At 59.4% G+C, this 26,525-nt stretch carries 17 protein-coding genes and 2 tRNA genes; 9 read left to right on the forward strand and 10 right to left on the reverse strand.

Going from position 1 to position 26,525, the window contains the following annotated elements:
• Window positions 1–41: 41 nt before the first annotated feature.
• Window positions 42–236 (reverse strand): hypothetical protein, encoded by a 195-nt coding sequence (locus ACSYTG_RS03230; RefSeq protein ID WP_003631118.1) that lies wholly within the window; start codon window positions 234–236, stop codon window positions 42–44.
• 120 nt (window positions 237–356) lie between these two features.
• On the opposite strand from ACSYTG_RS03230, the gene nirB reads away from it, so the two are divergent.
• The 5 genes from nirB to ACSYTG_RS03255 all read left to right on the forward strand — a co-directional run bounded on the left by nirB (window position 357) and on the right by ACSYTG_RS03255 (window position 9,524).
• On the forward strand, window positions 357–3,254 hold the full coding sequence (gene nirB, locus ACSYTG_RS03235) for a nitrite reductase large subunit NirB (protein WP_489783724.1): 2,898 nt from the start codon (window positions 357–359) through the stop codon (window positions 3,252–3,254).
• A gap of 7 nt (window positions 3,255–3,261) precedes the next feature.
• A complete protein-coding gene (locus ACSYTG_RS03240; RefSeq protein ID WP_489783723.1) occupies window positions 3,262–7,236 on the forward strand; it encodes a bifunctional nitrate reductase/sulfite reductase flavoprotein subunit alpha in 3,975 nt (1,324 codons plus the stop codon).
• Window positions 7,236–7,856 (forward strand): ANTAR domain-containing response regulator, encoded by a 621-nt coding sequence (locus ACSYTG_RS03245; protein ID WP_019088894.1) that lies wholly within the window; start codon window positions 7,236–7,238, stop codon window positions 7,854–7,856. Before ACSYTG_RS03240 ends, ACSYTG_RS03245 begins: the two co-directional genes overlap by 1 nt.
• Window positions 7,853–8,821, forward strand: a complete 969-nt coding sequence (locus ACSYTG_RS03250; RefSeq protein WP_086646656.1) for an ABC transporter substrate-binding protein — start codon at window positions 7,853–7,855, stop codon at window positions 8,819–8,821. The genes ACSYTG_RS03245 and ACSYTG_RS03250 overlap by 4 nt, the downstream gene beginning before the upstream one ends.
• Before the next feature lie 253 nt (window positions 8,822–9,074).
• A complete protein-coding gene (locus ACSYTG_RS03255) occupies window positions 9,075–9,524 on the forward strand; it encodes a hypothetical protein (protein WP_489783720.1) in 450 nt (149 codons plus the stop codon).
• A gap of 582 nt (window positions 9,525–10,106) precedes the next feature.
• Here the strand turns inward: ACSYTG_RS03255 and ACSYTG_RS03260 are convergent.
• The 8 genes from ACSYTG_RS03260 to ACSYTG_RS03295 all read right to left on the reverse strand — a co-directional run bounded on the left by ACSYTG_RS03260 (window position 10,107) and on the right by ACSYTG_RS03295 (window position 17,380).
• Window positions 10,107–10,182, reverse strand: a tRNA-Phe gene (locus tag ACSYTG_RS03260).
• A 55-nt stretch (window positions 10,183–10,237) separates the two neighbouring features.
• Entirely contained in the window at window positions 10,238–10,423 is a 186-nt protein-coding gene (locus tag ACSYTG_RS03265; RefSeq protein WP_369823049.1) for a DNA gyrase inhibitor YacG, read from the reverse strand.
• Entirely contained in the window at window positions 10,420–11,505 is a 1,086-nt protein-coding gene (locus tag ACSYTG_RS03270; RefSeq protein ID WP_489783718.1) for a ribonuclease E/G, read from the reverse strand. Before ACSYTG_RS03270 ends, ACSYTG_RS03265 begins: the two co-directional genes overlap by 4 nt.
• Complete coding sequence (locus ACSYTG_RS03275) at window positions 11,502–12,134, reverse strand: Maf family protein (RefSeq protein ID WP_095349267.1); 633 nt, start codon at window positions 12,132–12,134, stop codon at window positions 11,502–11,504. The genes ACSYTG_RS03270 and ACSYTG_RS03275 overlap by 4 nt, the downstream gene beginning before the upstream one ends.
• A 2-nt stretch (window positions 12,135–12,136) precedes the next feature.
• On the reverse strand, window positions 12,137–12,355 hold the full coding sequence (gene infA, locus ACSYTG_RS03280; RefSeq protein ID WP_003623225.1) for a translation initiation factor IF-1: 219 nt from the start codon (window positions 12,353–12,355) through the stop codon (window positions 12,137–12,139).
• Between the two features lie 69 nt (window positions 12,356–12,424).
• The gene (hisD, locus tag ACSYTG_RS03285) at window positions 12,425–13,738 is read right to left on the reverse strand and encodes a histidinol dehydrogenase (RefSeq protein ID WP_489783715.1); all 1,314 of its coding nucleotides are present in this window, start codon (window positions 13,736–13,738) and stop codon (window positions 12,425–12,427) included.
• A 22-nt stretch (window positions 13,739–13,760) separates the two neighbouring features.
• Window positions 13,761–14,486 carry an ATP phosphoribosyltransferase gene (gene hisG / locus ACSYTG_RS03290; RefSeq protein WP_086645659.1) on the reverse strand — a complete coding sequence of 242 codons (726 nt, stop codon included), beginning with the start codon at window positions 14,484–14,486 and terminating at the stop codon, window positions 13,761–13,763.
• A gap of 128 nt (window positions 14,487–14,614) precedes the next feature.
• Window positions 14,615–17,380 (reverse strand): Rne/Rng family ribonuclease, encoded by a 2,766-nt coding sequence (locus ACSYTG_RS03295; protein WP_491706443.1) that lies wholly within the window; start codon window positions 17,378–17,380, stop codon window positions 14,615–14,617.
• Between the two features lie 489 nt (window positions 17,381–17,869).
• Between ACSYTG_RS03295 and ACSYTG_RS03300 the strand changes: the two genes are divergently transcribed.
• Complete coding sequence (locus tag ACSYTG_RS03300; RefSeq protein ID WP_489783105.1) at window positions 17,870–18,784, forward strand: N-acetylmuramoyl-L-alanine amidase family protein; 915 nt, start codon at window positions 17,870–17,872, stop codon at window positions 18,782–18,784.
• 178 nt (window positions 18,785–18,962) lie between these two features.
• On the opposite strand, the gene ACSYTG_RS03305 is transcribed toward ACSYTG_RS03300, so the two are convergent.
• Window positions 18,963–19,049: transfer RNA gene (locus ACSYTG_RS03305), tRNA-Leu, on the reverse strand.
• A 189-nt stretch (window positions 19,050–19,238) separates the two neighbouring features.
• On the opposite strand from ACSYTG_RS03305, the gene ACSYTG_RS03310 reads away from it, so the two are divergent.
• The 3 genes from ACSYTG_RS03310 (at window position 19,239) to gltB (ending at window position 26,393) form a co-directional block, all read left to right on the forward strand.
• On the forward strand, window positions 19,239–20,195 hold the full coding sequence (locus tag ACSYTG_RS03310; protein WP_489783104.1) for a complex I NDUFA9 subunit family protein: 957 nt from the start codon (window positions 19,239–19,241) through the stop codon (window positions 20,193–20,195).
• 196 nt (window positions 20,196–20,391) lie between these two features.
• A complete protein-coding gene (locus ACSYTG_RS03315) occupies window positions 20,392–21,837 on the forward strand; it encodes an NAD(P)-dependent oxidoreductase (protein ID WP_489783103.1) in 1,446 nt (481 codons plus the stop codon).
• Window positions 21,837–26,393, forward strand: a complete 4,557-nt coding sequence (gene gltB, locus ACSYTG_RS03320; protein ID WP_095349263.1) for a glutamate synthase large subunit — start codon at window positions 21,837–21,839, stop codon at window positions 26,391–26,393. Before ACSYTG_RS03315 ends, gltB begins: the two co-directional genes overlap by 1 nt.
• Window positions 26,394–26,525 lie beyond the last annotated feature (132 nt).

Genomic DNA, 26,525 nt, shown 5'->3' on the forward strand with positions numbered 1-26,525 from the left:
CCGGGGCAGCTTTTGGCGTGATATGTGGTTCCCTATTTATTTTATTTCGTGTAAGGAACTAATTGGAAGCATCCCATAACAGTTACCGTCAACGGCGGTGGTAACGGGTTAACGGCGAGTTGTTCAGGGGTCAACGGCGGCTCCTTGGCCTGAACAAGGCGCGTTTGCACACAGTGCAAACGCAGGAACCGTTCCATAATGGTGCAGCGTTTTTCCCATTCTGTTTTCTGTAACATGCGTTCTTCCTTGTGTGCATGCCTCCTGCAGGGGCGGTTGCACGCTTCCGGGCAGCCATGCGCGCATATGGGCATTTGCGTTGCCACCCCCTGTTCCCAAATTGCGAGGAGTTACTGACCATGGCCACTACCGGCACTATCGTTATCATCGGCAATGGCATGGTGGGGCACTACTGTGCAGAACAGCTGGTCATGCACGGCCTGCACGAAAATTGCGCAATCCACGTATTTGGCGAGGAACTGCACGATGCATATGACCGCGTGCACCTGACCGAATACATGACCGGGCAGGATGCGCTGGCCCTGCGCCTGCATGCGGAAGATTTTCATGTAGCACACGGCATTACCCTGCACCGTGGGGTACGTGTGAGCAGCATAGACCGGCAGGCACAGACCGTACACAGTGCAGAAGGCGCTTTGCAGTACACAACCCTGATTCTGGCAACCGGCTCCACCCCCTTTGTGCCTCCGGTGCCCGGAAATACCGGTACGGCAGGGCTTGTTTACCGGAATCTGGAAGATCTGGACCTTATCCGCGCAGCAGCACAGGGTGCACAGCACGGCACGGTTATCGGGGGTGGTCTGCTTGGGCTGGAGGCCGCCAATGCCCTGAGAATACTGGGCCTGCACACAAGCGTTATCCAGCTTGGCGGGCACCTTATGTCTGCCCAGTTGGATAAGGAAGGCGGGGATGCGCTCAAATGCCGGATCGAGGCATTGGGGATAGATGTGCGTACCTCCCACGCCACAAAGCAGATTGTGCCGGGGCAGACCTGCCGGCACCGCCTGATTTTTGCAGACGATACGTTCCTTGAAACCGATATGGTGGTGTTTTCCGCTGGTATTCGTGCGCAGGACCAGCTTGGACGTGAGTGCGGGCTGGAGGTGGAAGCACGTGGCGGTATTGTGATTGACCAGAGCTGCCGTACGTCAGACCCAGCCATTTTTGCCGTTGGGGAATGTGCCTCCTGGCAGGGGCAGGTTTTTGGTCTGGTTGCGCCCGGCTATGCCATGGCCCGCACGGTTGCGTCCATTCTGGCAGGCGAGGAAGCGGCTTTTACCGGGGCAGACATGTCCACCAAGCTCAAGTTGCAGGGTGTGGATGTGGGCTCCATTGGCGATGCCTACGGGGCAACACCGGGGAGCAGGAGCTACCGCTTTATAGGTGAGGCAGATGGCACCTACAGGCGGCTTGTGCTGTCTGGGGATGGTACCCGTGTTCTGGGTGCCGTGCTGGTGGGGGATAATTCGTATTACGACACCATTCTCCAATACGTGCAAAACGCGATCAAACCCCCGGCCGACCCGGCAGCACTTATTCTCCCGCGTGGGGAAGGGGCGGAACTGCTGGGGGCCGATGCCCTGCCCGATACGGCCATGGTCTGCTCATGCCATAACGTGACCAAAGGGGCGATCTGCGCAACAATAGATGCCGGATGCACTGATCTGGGGGAACTCAAGCAGACCACAAAAGCCAGCACAGGGTGCGGCGGGTGTGCCGCCCTTTTGAAAAGTGTTTTTGAAACAGAGCTGGAAAGCCGTGGCATTACGGTTGATCGCAGCCTGTGCGAGCATTTTTCCCATACCCGGCAGGAGCTGTATTCTCTGGTCAGGGTGCACGGTATCCAGACATTTGAAGAGCTGATGCAGCAGCATGGCCATGGCGGTCTGGGGTGCGATATCTGCAAACCTGCGGTTGGGTCCATTCTTGCTTCGGCCTGGAACAAGCCCATAACCGACCCGCTGTATATTCCCCTGCAGGACACGAACGACACGTTCATGGCCAATATGCAAAAGAACGGCACCTACTCGGTTGTGCCACGCATAGCCGGGGGGGAAATTACACCGGACAAGCTGATCGTGCTGGGTCAGGTTGCAAAAAAATATGATCTCTACACCAAAATTACCGGTGGGCAGAGGATCGACCTGTTTGGCGCGCAACTGCACCAGTTGCCAGAAATCTGGACCGAACTGCTCGATGCAGGGTTTGAAACGGGGCAGGCTTACGGCAAGTCCACCCGCACCGTAAAATCATGTGTGGGGAGCACATGGTGCCGTTACGGTGTGCAGGATAGTGTGGGCAAGGCCCTTGATCTGGAAAACCGCTACAAGGGGTTGCGCTCGCCCCACAAACTCAAGTTTGCGGTTTCTGGCTGCACGCGTGAATGTGCGGAAGCACAGAGCAAGGATGTGGGGGTTATCGCCACAGAAAACGGCTGGAACCTTTATGTCTGCGGTAATGGCGGCATGCGGCCGCGCCATGCGGAACTGTTTGCAACCGACATCGATTCAGAAACTCTGATAAAATATATAGACCGTTTTCTCATGTTCTATATCCGCACGGCCGATAAACTCCAGCGGACTTCTGTCTGGCGTGAAAATCTGGAAGGTGGGCTTGATTACCTCAAGGACGTGATCATCAACGACAGTCTTGGCATTGCCGAAGAGCTGGAACGCCAGATGCAACTGGTGGTGGACCGCTACCATTGCGAATGGCGGGACGCACTGAGCGACAAGGACAAACTCAAGCGCTTCCGCACATTTGTAAACGATGCCCGCCCAGACCCCAACATTCGCACCGTGGCCGAGCGTGATCAGGTCAGGCCCGCTGCCAACCTGCCCGAGGCAGGGAGCCTTGCAGGCCCGCAGGCATGGACGGAACTGTGCGCGCAAACGGACCTTGTGGAAAAATCCGGTGTGGTCGCATGGTGCGAGGGTAATCAGGTTGCCCTGTTCTATGTTCCGGCCACGCAGGCCGAGCCCGCCTGTGTGTATGCGCTGGATAACCATGACCCGTTTTCGCATGCCAATATTATTGGCCGTGGGCTGATAGGGGAGATCAAGGGGCAGCGGGTTGTGGCCTCACCACTATACAAGCAGCACTTCCGTCTGGAAGATGGTCAGTGTCTGGAGGATGCATCTGTCCGGCTGCGCACATGGGATGCACGGCTGGTGGACGGCAAGGTGCAGATCAGGGTGCGCGCTGGGCAGGGCACACCTGAACTGACGCCTGCCTGACGTGGCCATGCCTGATACTTCATTCCGTTCTGTCTGCCCGTATTGTGGCGTAGGGTGCGGGATTATTCTGGATGTAAAGGATGGAAAAATTGCAAAGGTGCGGGGTGATGCCGCGCACCCTGCCAATGCCGGCCGTTTATGCACAAAAGGCAGTTCGTGCGATAAGCCCTTATATGCTCAGGAGCGTTTAAAAACAGCCTTGTTGCGCCCGCAACGTGGGGCGGATGCCGTGGCGGTTCCGCTTGAACAGGCTATTGGCAAAACGGCAGCAAGGTTAAGGAGCATTCTGGATACACATGGGCCGGACGCAATCGCGTTTTATGTTTCCGGTCAGATGTCTGTGGAGGCACAGTACCTCATTAACAAACTGGCAAAAGGGTATGTTGGAAGCCAGTATATAGAATCCAATTCCCGCCTGTGCATGGCAGCGGCAGGTACAGGCTACAAGCTCTCGCTCGGGGCAGACGCACCACCGGGCAGTTATGAGGATATAGACACCACCAACCTGTTTTTTGTCATCGGGTCCAATATGGCCGATTGCCATCCGATCCTGTTCCTGCGTCTGATGGAGCGGAAAAGGGCCGGGGCCAAGCTGATTGTGGTGGACCCACGCAAAACGGCCACGGCGGAAAAGGCGGACTTGTACCTGCCCATCCGCCCGGGAACAGATCTGGCCTTGCTGAATGGTCTTTTGCATATTCTTGTTGAAAATGGAGACATAGACAAACAGTTTATCGCGCAGGCAACCCGTGGGTGGGATGCCATGCCTGCATTTCTGGCAGAGTATGCGCCCAGCACTGTTGCCGAAATAACCGGCCTGCCTGTTGCGGATATTATGACCGCCGCCCGCTGGATTGCTCAGGCCGGGGACTGGATGAGTCTGTGGACCATGGGGCTGAACCAGAGCGTTGCGGGAACATGGAACACCAATGCGCTATGCAACCTGCACCTTGCCACAGGCGCGCTGTGCAAACCCGGTTGCGGCCCGTTTTCCCTGACCGGCCAGCCCAACGCCATGGGGGGGCGCGAAATGGGCTACATGGGGCCGGGGCTACCGGGGCAGCGCAGCGCGCTGGTGGCGGAAGACCGCGCGTTTGTGGAGGCGCAGTGGAAGCTCCCCCCCGGCACCCTGCGGGATGTGGGGGGCAATGGCGCCATTGCCATGTTTGAGGCCATGGAAGAAGGCCGCATAAAAGCCTGCTGGATTATCTGCACCAACCCTGTGGCCACTGTTGCCAACCGCGGCCATGTCATACGGGCATTGGAAAAAGCAGATTACGTGGTTGTGCAGGACGCTTTTGCAGATAGTGAAACCACAGGATTTGCCGATAGTCTGCTCCCAGCTGCCCTTTGGGCAGAAGCGGATGGCGTGCAGGTTAATTCTGACCGGACCATGACCTTGGCACAAAAGGCGGTTGCTCCACCGGGGGAAGCACTGGCCGACTGGGAGCTTATTGCCCGTGTTGCGTGCGCCATGGGGTTTGAGCAGGGTTTTTCCTTTACTTCCGCCGCTGAAGTGTTTGCTGAACTCAGCCGTTTTACAAACCCCAAAACCGGCTATGACTGTGCCGGAGTGAGCTATGAGCGCCTGCGCCAGGGCCCGGTGCAGTGGCCTGCCCCTGTGGGGGACACGCAGGCCCGCCACCCGGTGCGCTATGTGCCGGCCGGGCAGGTGCTACCGGTTTTTCCCACCCCCGATGGGCGTGCGATTTTTTACGCGCGCCCGTGGATGCGCCCGCAGGAATGGCCAGATGAGCAGTTCCCCTTTGTGCTCAACAGTGGCCGACTGCAACACCAGTGGCATACCCTGACCAAAACAGGCCGTGTTGCCAGCCTGAACCGCCTGAACCCCGGCCCATTTGTGGAGGTTTCGGTGCAGGATGCACAGTTGCTTGGGTTGCAGGTGGATGATTGTGTCAGGGTAACGTCCCGCCGTGGGCACATTGTTCTGCCTGTTCAAATCAGCCAGCGCGTGGGGGCGGGGCAGTGCTTTGCCCCATTCCACTGGAATGACCGCTTTGGCCCGGACATGGCCGTTAATGCGGTTACGTCGGATGATGTGGACCCGCTCTCTCTCCAGCCCGGCTTCAAGCTCTGTGCCGTTAAGCTGGAGCGGGTTGCGCCAGATGTCTTGCCGCTCCCAGCCCCCCGTCAGGAAGAAGGAAGTGCCCCTATGCCGCTTGATACCCTGATGCGCCATTTCTCCCTTGATGATCCAGCCCTCCAGCCAGATTTGCCCGAACAGGCCAGAATATGGCTGAAAGGTTTTCTGGAAGGGTTGCGTATGGTGCCCCCACAACCCGGTCTGGTGCCGGATGTACCCGCATCCGCCCCCCTGCCTGTGGAGGCGCGGAGTTATGTAAATGGCCTGCTGGCGGGCCTGTTCAGCCGTGTGGGGGAAGGGTGTGCCCAGCCTCTTCCCCCGGATGTTCTTGCCGTGCGGCAGAGCATCCGGGTTTGGTGGGCATCGCAGACTGGTCGGGCGGAGGCGCTGGCCGCTACCGTGGCTGTCTGGCTGCGGGAGGCTGGATATACGGTGGAACTCGCCTGTCTGGATCACTGCAAGGATGCGGACCTCGGGCAGGGGAAGGCGATTTTTGTTGTCTCCACTTTTGGGGATGGAGATCCCCCCGATTGTGCAACCCCATTCTGGGACACCCTGCGTGCGCGTAAGGAGGCACTGACTGGCCTCTCCTGCGCGGTTCTGGCGTTGGGGGATTCCTCCTATGCCAGTTTCTGCGGGTTTGGCTGTGCGCTGGATGGCCGCCTGCGGGAGCTGGGTGCCTGTATGATCATGGACCGCGTGGATTGCGAACCGGATTTTGAGGATACGGTAGAAGTCTGGCGTGGCCAGCTTCTGGCTGTGCTGGACAGCACAACACCCCCAGTGGACCCACCCGCCGGAGGGGAGGCCGCACCCACCACCACGCTGCCCGAGCCCAGAGTTGGCACAAGGGATGCGCCGGTTATTGCCCGCCTTGCACTGAACGAACGCTTGTGTCAGGGCGCTGCCAGCAAGGATACACGCCGTATTGGTCTGGACCTGGGCAAGAGCAGCCTGGACTGGAAGCCCGGAGATGCGCTGGGGATATGGCCCTGCAACGCAGTAGAGGTTGTCAAAACCACTCTGGCGGCACTGGGCCTGCCAGCGGATACTCCCGTGACCCTAAAGGGCGCAGGCACCGTTGGGCTGCACGATGCCCTGTTGCGCCATTTTGATCTGGCACGCCCCAACCCGGCAATGCTGCATGCACTTGGCCGGTCCGAAGGCGGTTACCTGCCCGCACTGTTGCAGGCGGCCCGCCTTGATGTTGCGGCACAGGATGTGCCCGCCCTGTTCCGCAGGATGCAGCCCCGGCTTTATTCCACAGCCTCTTCCCCGCTCGTGTCGGGGCGGGTGGTGGAACTGACTGTGGGCGTGAATAACGACCCATGGCCCGGTGTGTGCACAAACTGGCTTGCCGGGTTGCCCGCCGGGGCCGATGTGCCGGTTTTTGTTCAACCCACAACGCATTTCCATCTTCCCGCAGATGGCGGGACGGATGTGATCATGATCGGCCCCGGCACGGGTATTGCGCCATTCCGCGGGTTTTTGCAGGAGCGTGAAGCCCTTGGCGCAACAGGGCGCAACTGGTTGTTTTTTGGCGAACGGCACGCTCAGGAAGGATTTTACTATCAGGAGGAACTGGCCCGCTTTGCGCATGCCGGGTGCCTGACACGGCTTGATACCGCATTTTCGCGCGATCAACCCAAGCGGATCTATGTGCAGGACAGGATGGAGGAAGCCGGGGCAGAGCTATGGAACTGGTTGCAGGCCGGGGCTTTCCTTTATATCTGTGGAGATGCGGCGCGTATGGCGCGTGATGTGGATGCCGCATTGCGCCGTATTGTGGCACGGCATGGGGCCATGCCAGCAAGCCAGGCAGATGATTATGTTGCCGGGCTGACCAGAGGGGGCCGCTACCTGCGAGATATTTATTAATGGATAAATATCCTGCCCCATCCCCCATGCGCACCCGCATCAAGGTGCTGGTTGCCGATGAAAACCCCGGACGGGCAAAGGCCTTGTCCGATACGCTGCGGGCGGACCCGTCGCTTGATGTACAGTCCGTTCCTGTTGGCATGAGCCTGATAGAAGCCGTGCACCAGTACTACCCCGATGTTGTGCTTGTGGACATGGCCCGCGCAGACCGTGATGCGCTGGATAGCGTGCGCGCACTGTCTGTTCCAGCACTGGAACGGCCCATTGCCCTGTTTGTGGATGAGGACGATGTGGACCTTATGGAAACCGCGTTTGATACAGGGGTATGCTCCTACAATGTTCTGGATGCCCCCCCGGATGATGTTAAGCCGCTGCTCCGTGCAGCCATTGCGCTCTATGCGCGTTTTCAGCGCACACGGGCGGAACTCAGTGCCGCACAGCAGGAAATTGAAGAGCGCAGGATTATTGATCAGGCCAAAAAGCTGTTCATGAAAAATGAAAAAACAAATGAAACACAGGCATATCGCTGGTTCCGAGGGCGGGCAATGCAAACATCCCAGCGTATTGTCACCGTGGCCACCCAGTACCTCGCCGCCCAGCAGAAAAGCGACACACCATGACCAGACCTCTCCGTATCGGGTTGTTGCGCCTGTCTGATAGTGCGCCCGTTATGCTTGCCCATAATGCGGGCCTGTTTGCACAATACGGGCTTAGGACGGAACTGGTGGTTTCTCCCTCATGGGCCAATATCGCAGATGGTCTGGTCTGGAAAACACTGGATGCAGCCATTATGTTTGCGCCACTGGCTATGATGACCTCTTTGGGCAGGCGTGGGCATATGCCAGCACTCAAGCCCCTTGCGACGTTAAGCTATGGGGGCAACACCGTTATACTGCGTGGCACCAACCCGCTGATGGGCCAGTGGCCCACGGGGGATAAAGGGCGTGAGGCCTTTGAGACATGGCGCGCTACAATCGGCCGCCGTCCAAGGCTTTCTGTTGTGCATATGTATTCAACTCATTTTCTTATCCTCAAGCGGTTCCTGTTATCCATAGGGGTGAACATGGAGCAGGATATTGAAATTCAGGTCATGCCCCCACCTGATATTATCAGCGCCCTGATGAATGGCTCCATAGATGGCGGGTGTGTAGGCCCGCCATGGGGGACAGAAGCATGCCTGCAAAACCTTGCTTTTCTGGCTGGTGGTTCTCAAACCGTTATGCCGCGCCATATTGAAAAGCAGTTTGTTGTGCCACAAGGCACGTCTCAAAATCAGGATGTCTGCAAAGCAATTATCAACGCGCTGAACGATGCCAGGATTTTTTTGCGCAATGCGGAAAACAGGCAGACTGTTGCGCATGACCTAGCCGCACCGCTGGAAGAAAAAGGATTAAACCTGCCCGAAGCCGCAACCCTTAAAACCTTGAGTGGCGAAGGCTTTACAGAAAAAACACATTACATCCATGGTCATACAGAAGCAGGGAACGTGGCGTGGATGCTGGATGACATGCAGGGGCTGGGCTGGATTACTCAAACGGAACACAGTTTTCTGGAAGAAAAATGGAACGTGCCATTGTTGTTTTAAGCAATGATGGCACGCTTCTGTGCGCATTCTCTGGTTGGTATGGTGGGGCGCAATCAGTGGAGATATTCCACAGGAAGTGGAACAAAACCTGCCATGCAATTTATTGAGTACAGACAGAATTTTGAAATAGAAGACAATGTATTACAACAAGGCGTGACGCTCATAATGTGGGGAGCGGATGGACCATGTCTGACAGACGAGACAAGAAATCCGGTGTGTTCGATTTTTCACTCAACCCGATAAAGGACTAGTCATGTTTGGCCTGTTTTTAGAAAAAAGTGGTAATTACTATGATGAAGACGGGTACTGGGGAAAAATAATCATCAATGATTTCAATGAGAGGTTTTTTTCGAATACAACTTTTTTCGATAAGGCTTCTTACCAGAAGCAGTGGCGGCATGCCGCAGAGTTACTTTTAAAGAAGAGAAAATCTTATTTTCTTGTTGATGTTCATAATCCAAACACATCTAATTTCTTTATGTCTTGGCCGTGTTATTTACAAGGTGATATTGTTTATTTGCAAAATTGGATGATTCTTGCTGATCAACATCCATTGGATAAAATAATTTCTAATGAGGCTGATTTGGGAGATTTAAGGTTTACCAATGAAGATGATCAAAAAATATCAACTTGGGAAACCGACATACAGTCATTTGTTAATTTTAAAGATAAAATCAATAAAATCAATAAAATCCAAGAATGATAATTCAATAGAAACTTCGAAAAAATATTGATTAAAGAAGCAAGTATCAGAGTTTAGTAGCAATTTTGACGAAGCCAACTGGAAGGCCAATTATGGGCGCACTTTGCTTGGAGTGGCCGGAAGCACTGGCATTGTGGTTCCGAGGCATAGGAATATAGCCATTTCTGGCTTGGGGGGCAGCGATAGCGTGGGAAGTCAGCGGTCTCGGTCAGGCTGTTTCCTATGGGCTGCCCTGCAATATAGTAGCCCGAACACGCAGACAATTCCGGTCAGTGTAATGATGAACAAGCCTTACGGATGCAGTTTCCGCATCGGGGGCAGCACCTGGCAGAAGCCAGACAGATACCATTCTCAACCGGGTGGGAAGGTGCTCACTATTGAACGAACACTTAGGCTTCTTGCTGTTGAAGTTGTTTCCATCGCTCTGGAAGTAAGTAAGGAGATGGCAGCCAACAGGGGCCAGTGTTGTTCGAACTGTCGCAGTGCCCTTGTAGGCGAGTGTAAAAATGCGAACACGCACAAAGAGCGATGAGCACAAATTACATCAAATTGTCACGGGAGATGCAGTTTACTGCGTTATAATGGTGCCCAAGACCGGGATCGAACCAGTGACACTGCGATTTTCAGTCGCATGCTCTACCAACTGAGCTACTTGGGCACCGCAGCCTTGCGGCGTGAGAGAGGATTTATCTCAGCTCGCTGTAGAGATCAAGTCATGTTTCATCATTTATTTCAGGTTTTTCACCATCTGGTTCCTGAACAGGTTCGCCGGGGATGCGGTAGTTGCCGCCAAACCAGCGGCCAAGGTCCACATCCGCACAACGGCGGGAGCAGAAGGGGCGGTAGTCAGGGGTACTGGGTTGCCCGCAGATCGGGCATTTGGTGGCTTTGCTCATCAGGATTCCTGAACAGTCCATGTCAAATCGGGCAGGGCGTGGTTTGTGTGCAGGCTCAGTTTGTGGCCAAGCTGGCGTGCGCAGTCGGCCACGGCTTCGGGGTCCTGCTCCAGTGCGCGAATAATGCCTGCTCCACCCGTTATCTGCGTTGTCTGGGGGGCATGCACCAGAATATGCCGGAGCACCCGCAGCGCGCGGCCGTGCGGGCTGTTCAGCAGCTCGGGCAGGGAGGGATAAATACGGGCACGCACAATTTCTATCAGCCCAAGGGCAGTAATGCCCAGGCAGCGCGGGTTAAGCGGGTCTGGCTTGAGCGCGGCATTAACCGGTTCCAGCAAGGCCTGGCGCTTACGGGTGGCAAGGCCTGCCGGGTCTATCAGAATGGCACCAGACAGGTTGCGTAGCCGGATCTGGCGCATAAGTGCGGGCAGGGCATCGCGGTTGGCAGCAAATTGCGCGGTCTGTTTGGTACGGCCCGTTTGTGCGGGGGGCGCGTCCATATCAATCGCGATCAGGGCAGGAGTGGGGGTTATGGTCGCTTCCATACCACCGGGCAGGGCAACAAGCGGTTCCTCCAGCGCATCACAGGCTGCGGCTATGGAGTCGGGGTAGGGGGCAAAACCCGGTTCACGCCGGTCACGGAGTGCGGGTGGAATAAGGGCTGCTGCTGCCGGGCTGTCCACCACCACAGCGGCGGTAGGCCACAAAGCTGCCAGCCGGGCCAGTGGTGTGGGGCCGGGGGTTACAAGCCCCTTTTGCTCCGAGGTTACGTCAGCGGCCAGCAGGCGCAGGCGCAGGCCCTTGCCACCCTGCGCGGCACGGCTGACCTCCACCGTGACGGCCTGCCCCTCCGTTAGTTTAGGGGCGTTGTTCTGCAAGGGTAAAAAACCGCTCTGGTTACCACCAAGTGCAACAAAAGCGCCCCCCATGGCTGGGGTCAGGGTTTCTATGCGGGCGTGGTATACGCTGCCCACCATGTCCGGGGCAGCGGGGCGCCAGAGCGCAAAATCCAGCAACGTGTCGTTTTTGGTAACGGCAATGCGCATTTCGCCGGGGAAGGTGGCAATGCGCAGGAACAGGCTCACGCTAGCCAGCCACCGGGTTGCCCGCGCAGGAGTTGGCCTGTTTCAAACAACGGGAGGCCAATAACGCCCGAGGCACTCCCGGACAGAGCCCGGATAAAACCAGCCGCATGGCCTTGCAGGGCATACCCGCCCGCTTTGCCAGACCAGTCCCCCGCATCCAGCAGGGCATCAATCTGGTAGGGTGTCAGGCGTGAGAATGTTACGGCGGTTTCCACCAGCCGTGTGCCATGCCGCCCAAGGGGCCAGCTGGCTGTGGGGGCAACCACAACGCAGGTCAGCACGGTGTGCCGCCTGCCAGAGAGACGCTCCAGGCAGAAGCGTGCACTCTCCCGGTCTTCGGCCTTGGGCAGAATACGCCGGCCAAGGGCCACCACCGTATCGGCTGCCAGTACCAGAGCAGGGTCTTCCAGCGTTGCGGCAACGCATCTGGCTTTTTCGGTTGCCACGCGCTGGGCATAGGCCCTTGGCGTTTCACCCTTTGCGGGTGTTTCGTCAATATTGGCAGGCAGAACGCGGTCGGGCACAAGCCCGATCTGTTCCAGCAAAGCAATACGGCGGGGGGAGGCGGACGCAAGAACCAGCAGAGGGGCTGTAGCCTGCCCCGCCTGTGTCTGCCCGGAGGAAGTCATGCTTACTTGAAGCGGAAGGTGATACGACCTTTGGACAGGTCATAAGGGGTCATTTCCACATTCACCCGGTCACCCGCCAGAACGCGAATACGGTTCTTGCGCATCTTGCCGCTGGTGTGGGCGAGAATAACGTGTTCGTTGTCCAGCTTTACGCGGAACATGGCATTAGGCAGCAGTTCGGTCACTGTGCCGCTAAATTCGATCATGTCTTCTTTAGACATTGCATCCTTCGTGTATGTTGAAACTGACGGGAGTTTGGTCAGCAGATATGGTTGAGGGGCGCTTGGCGGTCAAGCATTAGGTGTTTGCTCTGCCAGGGCATCCAGCCGGGCAGAAACGCTAAGGGCGTGGGCTTGCAGCCCTTCGGCATGGGCCAGAGCCACGGCGGAAGGGCCAATCCGGCGCAGGGCATCCGGCCCGCCGGAAAGGAAAGTGGTGCGCTTCATGAAGTCGTAAATCGACAGGCCAGAGGCAAAGCGCGCGGTGCGTGATGTGGGCAGAACATGGTTTGGCCCCCCCACGTAATCGCCTACCGCTTCCGGGCAGAAACGGCCAAGGAATGCGGCTCCCGCGTGCCGGACATGGACAAAAAGGGCCTCGGGGTCATCCACCATCAGCTCCAGATGTTCGGGTGCCAGACGGTTGGCCAGCTCCACGGCTTCCAGCAGATCGCGGGTGATCAGCACAGCCCCGTTACGGGCCCAGCTTGCACTGGCAATGGCCGTGCGGGAGAGAACCTTAAGTTCTGCATCCACAGCCGCAATGACCTTGTCGGCAAAAACTGAATCGGGGGTAATCAGGGTGGCCTGTGCAAGCTCGTCATGCTCGGCCTGCGCCAGCAGGTCGAGTGCGATCACACGCGGGTCGGACCCCGAATCGGCAATGACCACCACATCGGACGGTCCTGCAATGCTATCAATCCCCACATGGCCAAAGACCTGCCGCTTGGCTTCGGCCACATAGGCGTTGCCGGGGCCAACAATGCGGTCAACGGGGCGGATGGTCTGGGTGCCATAAGCCATGGCCCCAACGGCCTGTGCGCCACCTACCCGGTAGATTTCGGTCACGCCTGCGCGTGCGGCTGCGGCAAGCACCAGCGGGTTGATCACCCCGTCAGGCGTTGGCACACACATGGCCAGCCGACTGACCCCGGCTACCTTGGCGGGAATGGCGTTCATCAGCACGGAGGAGGGGTAAGCCGCCTTGCCACCGGGCACATACAGCCCCGCCGCATCCAGCGGAATCCAGCGCATGCCCAGAGTCATGCCCTCGGCATCCGTGTAGCGCATGTCGGATGGAAGCTGCTTTTGGTGGAAGCTTTCAATCCGCCGGGCCGCTACGTCCAGTGCTTCAAGCAGTTCGGGGCTGACCTGTGCAGTGGCTTCGGCAATTTCCTGCGCTGTAAAGGCCAGCGTGGCCGGGGTTACAGGCAGGCGGTCAAAGCGTTCGGTCAGGGCGCACAGGGCGTCGTCGCCCTCCTTGCGCACGGAGGCCAGAATATTGGCCACGGGGGTTGTAACTTCCTGCCCCTGTTCTTCCCGGTTGGTCAGCAGCGCGTTGAAGGCGCTCTCAAAACCGGCATCACGCGTATTAAGCCGTTTCATGGAATCCGATCTGCCTTACACATTATTTTGCAGCGGTTGTGGTGCCCGCAAGCGCCGTGCGGAAGCGGGAGAGAATGCAGTCAATCTGGTCAGGGCGGGTTTTGAGCGCCGTGCGGTTGATAATCAGGCGGCTGGAAACCTGCGCAATGGTTTCAACCTCTTTCAGCCCGTTGGCCCGCAGTGTGGAGCCGGTGTCCACCAGATCCACAATCAGGCGGGACAGGCCAAGCATGGGGGCCAGTTCCATCGCGCCGTGCAGGTGCACAATGGTGGCGTTAATACCGCGTGCGGCAAAAAAGCGGCGGGTAATGGCGGGGTATTTGGTCGCCACCCGAACTTCCGACCAGCGCGCCCATTCCTGCGGGTCATGCGGCAGGTGGGCTGGCTGGGCCACGGCAATGCGGCACGCCCCTATGCCAAGGTCCAGTGGTGCATAAATTTCGGGGTAGTCAAATTCCATCAGCACGTCAGAGCCGCAAATACCAACCTGCGCGCCGCCTGCGGCAACAAAGGTGGCTACGTCAAACGAGCGAACGCGCACGATGTCCACGCCGGGGTCTTCGGTGGAAAAACGCAGCTTACGGCTGCTGTCACCAAGGCAATCGGCCGAAGGGGCCATGCCGGTACCCGCCATAAGGGGGGTTACGGCCTTGAGAATACGGCCCTTGGGCAGGGCCAGAACCATCTGCCCGTCATGGCCCGCACCGAGCGCGTTGGCGGTCTGGGGGTCTGGAAAGGGCTGGTTCATGCAAACTCCGGCAGGCAAGGCATTGAAATGCGGCCTGCTCTCCTAGCACAAGGTGGCCGGGAAGAAAAACCGGCAGCCTGTTTTCCGGGTGGAAGACGTTCCTCCACCCGGAAAAGACAGTGCGGGTTTTAGCGCTTCCACCACCCGGTACGGCGGCGGGTAGCGGGTGGGCTGTCTTCAATCACGATCGGCTGTACCAGAGGTTCGGCTTTTTCCTCTGTGACAGGGGCGGTCGTGGTGTCTGCCTGCGGTGCGGCCTCTGCGCTGGTTTTGCGCGTGGTGCGGCGGCGGGTTGGCTTTTTGGGTGCCTCCTCCTCCGCGCCCTGTGCAGCAGGGGTATCCTGCACCGTTTCGGCTTCCGTGCTTGCAGCAGCGGTTCTGCTGCGTGCTGCGCGGCGGCGTGCCGGCTTTTTGGGAGCTGCCTCGGCAGTTTCACCCGCATCGGCCACTGGGGCTGCTGCCTTGGGTTCTGCCGGTGCGTCTGCCGTATCCGCCGGTGCCTCGGCCTTGGCTGAAGCAGGTTTGCGCGCGGCGCGGCGGCGGGTTGGCTTTTTGGGGGCCTCCTGCTCCTCAACCTGTGCGTCTGCCTGCGGGGCTGGTGCGGCTTCGGCCACCACATCCTTGCGGGCGGGTTCTCTGGCTGCGGGGGCAGGGGCGGGCTTGGCCTGCGCACTGTTTTCCAGCAGTTCAAAAATATCCGGCCCATCGCCAAACGGGTTGGCAGGGGTTGGCCCGGTCCAGACCGCGCGTTGCGGGCGGGGAGCGGGGCCTTCCTCTATGGTTACGCGCTGTTCTGCCCCCGATTCGGGAGCCTGACGCTGCACACGGGAGTGGCGTGTGCGGCGGCGACCGGGAACAAGGTGCTGCCCATCGGCACCCTGCTGCTGTGCGGGAGCACTTGGAGCGGCCTCGTTTGCTGCGGGTTCCTCGGTGTCTTCCGCGTCCGTTTCGGCGGAAGCGGGCGTGCCATTCTGGCCCTGCGCATTACCGTTGCCATTCCCGCCACGGCGACGACGGCGACGGCGACGACGGCGTGGTTCCTCATCCCCTGTGGCGGCTTCTGCCGTGTCTGGGGTGGGGCTGGAAGGTGTTGCCGCGGGGGCGGATGAGGGAACATCCACATCCACATTTTCAACCGGAGGCAGCGCGTGCTGCTGTGCGGCCGCCATGGGGCGGGCCGGGGAGCGGCGTTCGATGCGGATTTCCGGCGCGGGGAGTGTGTTATCGGGCGAGAACAGCACTTCCATCTGGTGGCGCTGCTCAATATTGGCCAGCCAGTCACGCTTGTTGTTGAGGATGTAGAAGGCAATCTCGGCCGCTACATGCACCGTAATGGCGCCAGCGCGGCGGCGTGCGCCTTCCTCTTCCACGGAGCGCAGCACGTGCAGGGCGGAGCTTTCCACGCTGCGGGTCATGCCGGTGCCGTTGCAGTGCGGACAGACCGTAAAGGCCGCTTCTGCCACAGACGGGCGCAGCCTCTGGCGGGACATTTCCAGCAGGCCAAAATGCGATATGGAGCCGATCTGGATACGGGCGCGGTCGTGGCGCAGGGCGTCCTTCAAGCGGCGCTCGATGGTGGCGTTATGGCGGCGGGATTCCATGTCAATAAAGTCAATGACAATCAACCCGGCCAGATCGCGCAGGCGAAGCTGGCGGGCCACTTCGTCCGCTGCTTCCTGATTGGTACGGAAGGCGGTTTCTTCAATATTCCGCTGGCTGGTGGCCTTGCCGGAGTTTACGTCAATGGCGACGAGTGCTTCGGTCTGGTTGATGACCAGATACCCACCCGAGCGTAGCGCCACCACGGGGGAGAACATGGCATCCAGATGCCCTTCCACATGGTAGTGGGTGAAGAGCGGCTGATGCTCCTTGCTCCACAGGCGCACTTTTTCGGCGTGCTGGGGCATAAGCATGCGCATGAAGTCGCGCGCGGCTTTCCACCCGCTTTCACCATCCACCACAATCTCGCTGACATCACGCGTGTACACATCGCGGATGGCGCGTTTGACCAGACTGGCTTCCTCATAAATCAGGGCCGGGGCCATGGACTGGAGCGTGTGCTCGCGAATGTCGTCCCACAGATGGAGCAGGTATTCGCAGTCACGCGTAATTTCGGGGCCGGGGCGCTGGGCACCGGCGGTGCGCACGATCATGGCCATGCCGCGCGGCAGGTTCAGGCTGCTGACAATATCGCGCAGGCGGCGGCGGTCGGCCACGGATGTAATCTTGCGGGAAACACCGCCCCCACGCAGCGCGTTGGGCATGAGCACGCAGTAACGGCCGGCGAGCGAGACGTAGGTGGTGAGCGCTGCACCCTTGTTGCCGCGTTCTTCCTTGACGACCTGCACCAGCAGAACCTGACGGCGGCGGATAACTTCCTGAATACGGTAGTTGCGCAGGAAGCGTGCAATCCGCTTCTGAATAAGCGCTTCCTCGCCCGTATCGGTTTCACCGCTTACGTATTCGGGTGTTTCCTGCCGGTCTTCATCCCCTTCGGCGCCGTCGTTCTCGGCGGTGCTGGAGGTTTCATCCGCTTCGGCATCCGCATTGTGGGCGGTGGCTTCGTCCTCATCGGAATCGGAGCCAGCGTCGTCCATCAGCGTTTCTTCTTCGGCCTGAAGGGCGAGAAGTTTTTCGCGGTCAGCTACCGGGATCTGGTAATAATCCGGGTGAATTTCGCTAAAGGCGAGAAAGCCGTGCCGGTTGCCGCCATATTCTACAAAGGCAGCTTGCAGGCTGGGTTCTACACGAATAACGCGAGCGAGGTAGATATTGCCTTTAAGCTGTTTTTTTGCAGCAGATTCAACATCATAATCTTCGAGTCTATTTCCGTCCATCACAACAACACGCGTTTCTTCTGCGTGTGTTGCGTCGATCAGCATCCGCTTTGACATAAAAAGAAAAACTCCGGTGCGCTGGTGGCCAGCCTGAGCGGTGCTTTTGCCAACGTGGCGCAGCACGGAGCAGGGGCGCTTCCAGCGGGTATAAACAGGCGTGAAATGGAAAACCGAAGGTGCACCCAACGCCCGCTGGCAGCCGCGCGCCAGTGCCCGGCAGGCATGCTGGTGCCTGTGGTCTGGCCGAGATACTCAGGGCAATGGGGCGAGCTATGGTCGTGTATCCTTCAATCATCACTTTGCTCGGCTTCCGGGTGCTGGGTGGTGGCGGGGCATGCCGCGCAAACACAACGCCCAAAAGGCTACAAGCAGGGCGCACGGCAGGTACACTAATGCCCAGATGCCATGCACATTAAGCATGACCCAAATACAGCAAGACTGCAAGCTATTCGTAATAAAGGCTTTGGGGTGTAAATGGGTGGTTATTTTTTTGCCATTTTTCGGGCACAGTGTCCGCCAGATAACCCAAAGATAAAGGCGCGCTTGATGGCACCGCACAGGCCGGACCACGTTTGGTCGGATACGCACCTGCTGCTCCCTGCACCGCAGAGCCTGTCCGTGCCGCGCAGAACCTTCCTGACCACTGCGGCAGGCGGGCTGGTGGGGGCTGGTATTGTGGCCAGTTCTCTGGCTCCCGCCAGTGCGCGTACGGCGCATCATACTGCGGCGGTGCATGCACCTGCTGTGGTCGGGCGTGCCCAGCCACCCAAGCCGCTGGTCATGCTGGACCCGGGGCATGGGGGCAAAGACCCCGGAGCCATTGGTTTTTCCGGCACCTATGAAAAGCACGTGGCCGAGGCCGCAGCGCAGGAATTAGCACGGCAGTTGCTGGCAACGGAGCGCTACCGCGTAGCCCTTACGCGTTCGAGTGACCACTTTATTCCGCTGGACGGGCGGGTGGATATGGCCCAGCAGCACGGGGCGTCTCTTTTTGTGTCCATGCATGCAGATGCGCTGCATAATGCCAGTGTGCGTGGGGCGAGCGTGTACACCCATGCTCACGGGGCATCGGACAGCCAGACGGCAGATCTGGCCCGTACAGAAAATAGTGCAGACCGCTTTGGTGGCCCCATGGTGCACGGAGCTTCGCCCGAAGTGCAGCGTATTCTGGCCAGTCTGGTAACGGAGGAAACCCGCAAGGGGTCCTCGCATATGGCGCAGGCGGTGGTGTCTGCTTTTCAGTCCCGCGTGCAGCTTTTAACGCACCCGCACCGCCATGCGGCATTTGCGGTGCTTAAATCCGCACAGATTCCCTCGGTTCTGGTGGAAATGGGCTTTATGTCCAACAGGCTGGATGAGGCGGCTCTGCGGCAGGCAGGGCACAGGGCTATGGTGGCAGGGGCCATGTGCCATGCCGTTAACCTGTATTTTGCCTCTGCTGGTGCGGGGCTGGCAGGCTGAAACTATTTTGGGGTGTGTGCTGTTGCCGGGGTAGCAGGAATAGCCTGCGGCCAAAATGCTGGCGGCTTGCGCTCAGGGCATCAGCATTTTTGAAGAGGGGAGAGTAAAGCGGGAGGCCAGAAAAGCAGAAGCCCCCTTGCGGGGGCTGCTTTGCTTGACAAATTCCCGGGGGAGAATTTGGTGCCCAGAAGAAGACTCGAACTTCCACAACCTTTCGGTCACAGGTACCTGAAACCTGCGCGTCTACCAATTCCGCCATCTGGGCTCAAATGGCAACCCGGAGTGTTCCGGGCTGGTGAAGAGGCATTTACCCCGCACGCATGCTACCGTCAACAGGTAAAATGATTTTTTTTGACGAATTTGTGTCGGCCCCTCCTCTGGCCTGTTGGGAGCGAATGCAACACAGTGCATGTATTGCGTGAAGCGCAAGAGACTGAAGCAAGGGAATGCGGGCATGAGTGGGAACAAGACTGCGGCCGTGCTGGGCGGGAATGGATTTGTTGGCCAGTATGTTGTGCAGTGTCTGGCGCAGGCCGGGTACACGGTGCGTGTTGCCAGCCGAAGGCCGGACCAGGGTGCCCTGCTGCGCCCCATGGGACGGGTGGGGCAGGTTGCGCCCTTTTATGCCTCGGTGCTGGATGACAGCACGGTAGCCTGTGTCGTGCGCGGGGCGGATGTGGTGGTCAACCTTGCGGCGGTTCTGTCCTCCTCCTCCGCGCAGAGCCTTCAGGCGGTCAATGTGGAAGGGGCGGGGCGCGTGGCCCGCCTTGCGGCGGAGGCCGGGGTTGCGCGCTATGTGCATATGTCCGCCCTTGGTGCTTCGGCCGATGCGCCCTCTGCCTACGGGCGGAGCCGCGCTGCGGGGGAAGAGCTGGCCAGGCAGTTCCGTCCGGATGCCTCCCTTGTTCGCCCTTCGGTTATTTTTGGGCCGGAAGACAAATTCTTTAATCTGTTCGGTACGCTGGCGCGCTACCTGCCGTTTATGCCGGTCTATGGGGCAACTACCCGCGTGCAGCCTGTTTATGTGGGGGATGTGGCGCAGGCCGTGGCGCAGTTGGCGACCACGCCCGAACTGGCCGGGCGGGAATGGCTGCTTGGCGGGCCAGATATTATGACCATGCAGGATATTGCCGAGTTCGCATTGCAGCAGACGCAGCGTGACAAGCCCGTTATGCGTGTGCCTCTGGCGCTGGCGCGGTTGCAGGCAGCGGTGCTGGAGCGCTTGCCGGGCAAGCTGCTCACGCGCGACCAGTTGCTCATGCTCTCGCAGGATAATGTTGTGCCACCAACGGAATCGGGGTTCGAGGTGCTGGGTATTGTGCCGCGCAGTGTGGCGGCCTGTGTGCCCTTCTATCTGGAACGGTACAGGGCTGGCGGCGGTCGGTCCGGGGTTTTTGTTCCGCAACGGTAGGTTGGGTTCATAAAGGTCCGGAATGGAACCAATTATTTTATAAAAAATACGCCATTTAACGCCATTCCGGGCCTAAAATTAAAATAGGTAAGCAATGCTGTCTTTTTATCCGGAAGGATAACAGGCACTTTCCCTCCTGCTTGATTTTAGGGGGGCGAGGACTGTCTGCCGCGCCCTTGTTAGCCGGGGATGGCGTATGACAACCAAGATGCTGAAATTTGTCTCCGTTCCGCAAAAGCAGCCACAAAAACGCACGGCGGCTGAGCGGCGGACGGATTTTGACGAAATTTACGACGACTTTAAGCCAGAACAGGCCACCGAACAGGCTAGCCGCTGCTCGCAGTGCGGCGTGCCGTTCTGCTCTGTTCACTGCCCGCTGGGGAACAACATTCCCGACTGGCTGATGCTCACGGCGCAGGGCCGGCTGGAGGAGGCTTATGGTGTTTCCTCCGCTACCAACACCTTCCCCGAAATCTGTGGCCGCATCTGCCCGCAGGATCGCCTGTGTGAAGGAAGCTGCGTGATCGAACCGGGGTTCGAGAGCGTGACCATTGGCGCGGTTGAGCGGTTTGTAACGGACACGGCGTTTGAAAACGGCTGGGTCAAGCCGGTTAGCCCCCTGCGTGAGCGCACCGAATCCGTAGGGATCGTCGGGGCTGGCCCCGCAGGGCTGGCCGCGGCAGACCAGCTGCGTGCGCAGGGTTATCAGGTCCATGTCTATGACCGGTATGACCGCGTGGGCGGCCTGCTGGTGTATGGTATTCCCGGCTTCAAGCTTGAAAAGCATATTGTGGCCCGCAGGCATGAACTGCTGGTGGAGGGCGGTGTTGTCTTCCATCTGGGGCAGGGTATTGGCAACGGTCCGGGCGAGTTGTCCTTTGCTGAACTGCGTGGGCGGCATAATGCGCTGCTGATCGCAACAGGCGTGTACAAGTCCCGCGCAATTGGTGGCCCCGGTGCGGGCCTTGCCGGGATTGAAAAGGCGCTGGATTACCTGACCGCCTCCAACCGTCGCTCCCTTGGGGATGTCCTGCCTGATGAGGCGCAGGCGCTGGATGCCGCAGGTAAAAACGTGGTGGTGCTGGGTGGTGGTGACACGGCCATGGACTGCGTGCGTACGGCTATCCGCCAAGGTGCCAAATCGGTGCGCTGCCTCTATCGCCGTGACCGCGCGAACATGCCCGGCTCCACGCGTGAGGTGAAGAACGCGGAAGAAGAAGGTGTGCAGTTTGAATGGCTGGCCGCCCCCGAAGCTTTTCTGGGCGACACCCACGTAACAGGCGTGCGCGCATCCCGCATGAAGTTGGGCCTGCCCGATGCCTCGGGCCGCCAGTCGGTGGAACCGCTGGAAGGGTCTTCCTTTACACTGGAAGCGGATCTGGTGATCGCAGCCCTCGGCTTTGACCCCGAACCCCTGCCGCAGTTGTGGGATGAGCCCGCTCTGGCGGCATCGCGCTGGGGTACGCTCAAGGTGGACCAGAAAAGCTTCATGACCTCGCTGCCCGGTGTGTTTGCGGCAGGGGATATTGTGCGTGGGGCCAGTCTGGTCGTGTGGGCGATCAAGGACGGGCGGGAAGCCGCCCAGAGCATCCATGAGTGGATCAAGGCCGATGCAATGGCTCGTACGGCGGAGCAGGGATAATGGATATGGAACAGTTTTCGCACACTGTTTCCGCTGAAAGCGGTGAAGAGTTTCTCAAGGCGTGGGACGCCAACGTACAGGCGCTGGATGGGCTGTATGACCCGGCGGACGAACGCGATTCCTGCGGTGTGGGCCTTGTGGCGGCACTGGACGGCAAGCGCCGGCGTGAGGTGGTGGAAGCCGGCATTGCCGCGCTTAAAGCCATCTGGCACCGTGGCGCGGTTGATGCCGATGGCAAAACGGGCGACGGCGCGGGCATTCATGTAGAAATCCCGCAGGAGTTTTTTGCTGACGCCATCACCAGCACGGGCGACCGCCCGAGCGATGGCCCCATTGCCGTGGGGCAGGTGTTTTTACCCAAGACCGATTTTGTGGCGCAGGAACAGTGCCGCCAGATTATCGAAACCCAGATTCTGGCCTTTGGCTATGGCATTTACGGCTGGCGTCAGGTGCCGATCGACACCTCCTGCATTGGTGAAAAAGCCAATGCAACCCGCCCCGAAATCGAGCAGATCCTTATCCGCAACCTGCCGGGCAAAACGGAGGAAGCGTTTGAGCGCGACCTCTACGTTATTCGCCGCCGGATAGAAAAGGCTGCCATTGCGGCGCAGGTGGACCTGTATATCTGCTCGCTCTCCTGCCGCTCCCTTATCTATAAGGGCATGTTCCTTGCCGAGCATCTGACCGAGTTCTACCCGGATCTGCTGGACGAACGTTTTGTCAGCCGCTTTGCCATTTACCACCAGCGGTATTCGACCAACACCTTCCCCACATGGAAGCTGGCTCAGCCGTTCCGCCGTCTTGCTCATAATGGTGAAATCAACACCATTTCGGGCAACATCAACTGGATGAAAAGCCACGAAACACGGCTGTCTCACCCAGATCTGGACCCGTGGATGGCGGACATCAAGCCGCTGGTGCAGGCCGGTGGGTCGGATACGGCAACGCTGGATAACGTGTTTGAACTGCTGACCTTTGCCGGGCGGGATGCGCCCGCTGCCAAGGCGCTGATGATCCCCGCCAGCGTGGGCGGCAATGCGGCCATGAAGCCCGAACACCGGGACATGTTTACCTACTGCAACGCGGTTATGGAACCGTGGGACGGCCCCGCCGCCCTGTGCGCGACCGATGGCCGTTGGGTTGTGGCCGGGCTGGACCGCTCCGGCCTGCGCCCGCTGCGCTATACGGTTACAACCGATAACCTGCTGATTGTGGGTTCGGAAACCGGTATGGTGCGCGTGCCTGAAAACGCCATTGTCAGCCGTGGCCGCCTTGGCCCGGGCGAGATGATTGGCGTGGATCTGGACGACGCCAAACTCTACGGCAACAGCGCCCTGCTGGATGTGCTGTCCTCCCGTCAGGATTTTTCTGACTGGATCAAACGCACCCAGAAGATCGGCCATCTTGTCCGCTCCGAAGTGACCGAGCCGGTTTACTACACGGGCGATGAACTGCGCCGCCGCCAGCTGGCCGTAGGCACCACGCTGGAAGAGCTGGAAACCCTGCTCCACCCGATGGTGGAAGACGCGAGCGAAGCCATTGGCTCCATGGGGGATGATACACCTCTGGCCGTGCTGTCGCCCCGTTACCGTGGCCTGTCGCACTATTTCCGCCAGATGTTCAGCCAGGTGACCAATCCGCCCATCGACAGCCTGCGTGAATCGGGGGTGATGAGCCTTGCCACGCGTCTGGGCAACCTTGGCAACATTCTCGACCAGTCGGCCGAACAGTGCGACATGCTGCAACTGCCCAGCCCGGTTCTGACCTCGGGCGAGTATGAGGCCCTGCGCGGCTTCTGCGGTACGTCCGCCAGTGTGATTGACTGCACCTTCCCCGCAAAGGATGGTGAGGCCGGTCTGCGTGAGGCCATTGCCCGCATCCGCCGCGAGGCGGAGGAAAGCGTGCGGGGTGGCTGCACCCATGTCTTCCTGACGGATGAAGGCCAGTCCCCCGACCGGGCTTCCATCCCCATGATTCTGGCCACCGGGGCCGTGCATACGCATCTGGTGCGGACGTCCCTGCGTACCTTTACCTCGCTTAACGTGCGCACCTCCACGGCGCTGGATGTGCATGCCATTGCCGTGACCATTGGTGTGGGGGCCACAACGGTTAACCCGTATCTGGCGCAGGAAAGCATTGCAGACCGCCATCGTCGTGGCCTGTTTGGCAGCCGCAGCCTGCGTGAATGCATGGAGCGTTACCGCAAGGCGGTGGACAAGGGTCTGCTCAAGATCATGTCCAAAATGGGTATTTCCATTGTGGCGTCCTACCGTGGTGGCTGCAACTTTGAGGCCGTGGGCTTGTCCCGCGCGCTTACGGCGGAGTTCTTCCCCGGTATGCCTTCGCGCATTTCCGGTATTGGCCTGTCGGGTATTGCCCGCAACGCGCTCAGCTTCCACGAGCAGGCATGGGGTTCGGCTTCCGCGCTCACCCTGCCGGTTGGCGGGCTGTACAAACTGCGCCGCAGTGGGGAGCAGCACGCATTTGATGGCGGGCTGATCCATATGCTCCAGACCGCCGTGGCAACAGACAGCTTTACCATTTACCAGCGTTATGCCGATGCCGTGCGTGCCCAGCCGCCCGTGGCCCTGCGTGACCTGCTCGACTTCCGCGAAGGGCGCACGCCTATTCCGGTAGAAGAGGTGGAAAGCATTACGCAGCTGCGTAAACGCCTGATCTCGCCTGCCATTTCGCTCGGCGCACTCAGCCCTGAAGCGCATGAGACCCTCTCCATCGCCATGAACCGGATTGGCGCAAAATCCGATTCCGGTGAGGGCGGGGAAGACCCGGCACGCGCCAAACCACGCCCGAATGGGGATAACGCATCCTCCGCCATCAAACAGGTCGCGTCTGGCCGCTTTGGGGTGACCGCGCAGTATCTGAACGACTGCCGCGAGCTGGAAATCAAGGTGGCCCAGGGAGCCAAGCCGGGTGAGGGCGGGCAGTTGCCCGGCTTCAAGGTCACCGAGCTTATTGCCAAGCTGCGCCATGCAACGCCGGGGGTCACGCTGATCTCCCCGCCGCCGCACCACGATATTTATTCCATCGAGGATCTGGCCCAGCTTATTTATGACCTCAAGCAGATCAACCCCGATGCCAGCGTAACCGTTAAGCTGGTGGCCCGTTCGGGTATTGGTACCATTGCCGCGGGTGTGGCCAAGGCCAAGGCCGACGCCATTCTTATTTCCGGCCATTCCGGTGGTACGGGGGCAAGCCCGGTCAGCTCCATCAAATACGCGGGTCTGCCGTGGGAGCTGGGGCTGGCGGAAACGCATCAGGTTCTCATGCTCAACCGTCTGCGCCACCGCGTGCGCCTGCGTGCCGATGGTGGCATCAAGACCGGGCGTGATGTGGTGATCGCCGCCATGCTGGGTGCGGAAGAGTTTGGTATTGGCACGGCCAGCCTTGTGGCCATGGGCTGCATTATGGTGCGCCAGTGCCACTCCAACACCTGCCCGGTTGGCGTGTGCTCGCAGGACCCGGCCATGCGCGCCAAGTTTGAAGGCACGCCGGAAAAGGTGATCAATCTGTTCTCGTTCATTGCGGAGGATGTGCGGAACATTCTGGCCTCTCTTGGCTTCCGTACGCTGAACGAGATTATCGGCCGCACGGACCTGCTGCGTCAGGTTTCCCGCGGGGCGGATTATCTGGACGATCTGGACCTGAACTCCCTGCTTTCGCAGGCAGACCCGGGGCCGTTTGCCCGTTACTGCACGCTTGAAGGCCGTAACGAGGTGCCTGATACGCTGGACGCGCAGATGATCAACGATGCCCGTCCGCTGTTTGACCATGGTGAGAAAATGCAGCTGCATTACAATGTGCAGAACACCCAGCGCGCCATTGGCACGCGCATTTCCTCCCTCATCGTGCGCCAGTTCGGCATGAAAACGCTGGCTCCGGGCCACCTGACCGTGCGCCTGCGCGGCTCGGCCGGGCAGTCCCTTGGGGCGTTTGCGGTGCAGGGCCTCAAGCTGGAAGTGCTGGGCGATGCAAACGATTACGTGGGTAAGGGCCTTTCGGGCGCGACCATTACGGTTCGCCCGTCTCCGTCCTCTACGCTTGTGTCCAACCAGAACGCCATTATTGGCAACACGGTGCTTTACGGCGCTACAGCGGGTGAGCTGTATGCCGCAGGGCAGGCGGGTGAACGCTTTGCCGTGCGTAACTCTGGCGCGACAGCGGTTATTGAAGGCTGCGGTTCCAACTGCTGCGAATACATGACCGGTGGTACCGTTGTGGTGCTGGGTGAAGTGGGCGACAACTTTGGCGCAGGCTTTACCGGCGGCATGGCCTTTGTGCTGGACAGCAATGGGGGCTTTACCAAGCGCATCAACCCCGAAGCTCTGCTGTGGTCGCGTGTAACCGACCCCAAATGGGCCGAAAGCCTGCGTGCTCTGGTGGAACGCCATGTGGAGGAAACCGGCTCGGCCTACGCCTCCATGCTGCTGCATAAGTGGGACGAGGTTCTGCCCCAGTTCTGGCAGATTGTGCCCCGCGACTACGCCAGAATCATCGGCTTTGATGTTGAAGGCGCAGAACAGGCCAAATCGGCCTGAACCAGCCTTAACAGGGCATGCGTGCACAAAACGGGCGGGGGCTTATGGCTCTCGCCCGTTTTGCCGTTCTGGTGCCTTGTCTTTGCATGTAAGGGCTCTCGCCTCTGGTGGATTTGCGCGGTAGAGTGGGGG

It is taken from the genome of Acetobacter sp. ESL1128 (assembly GCF_058505085.1).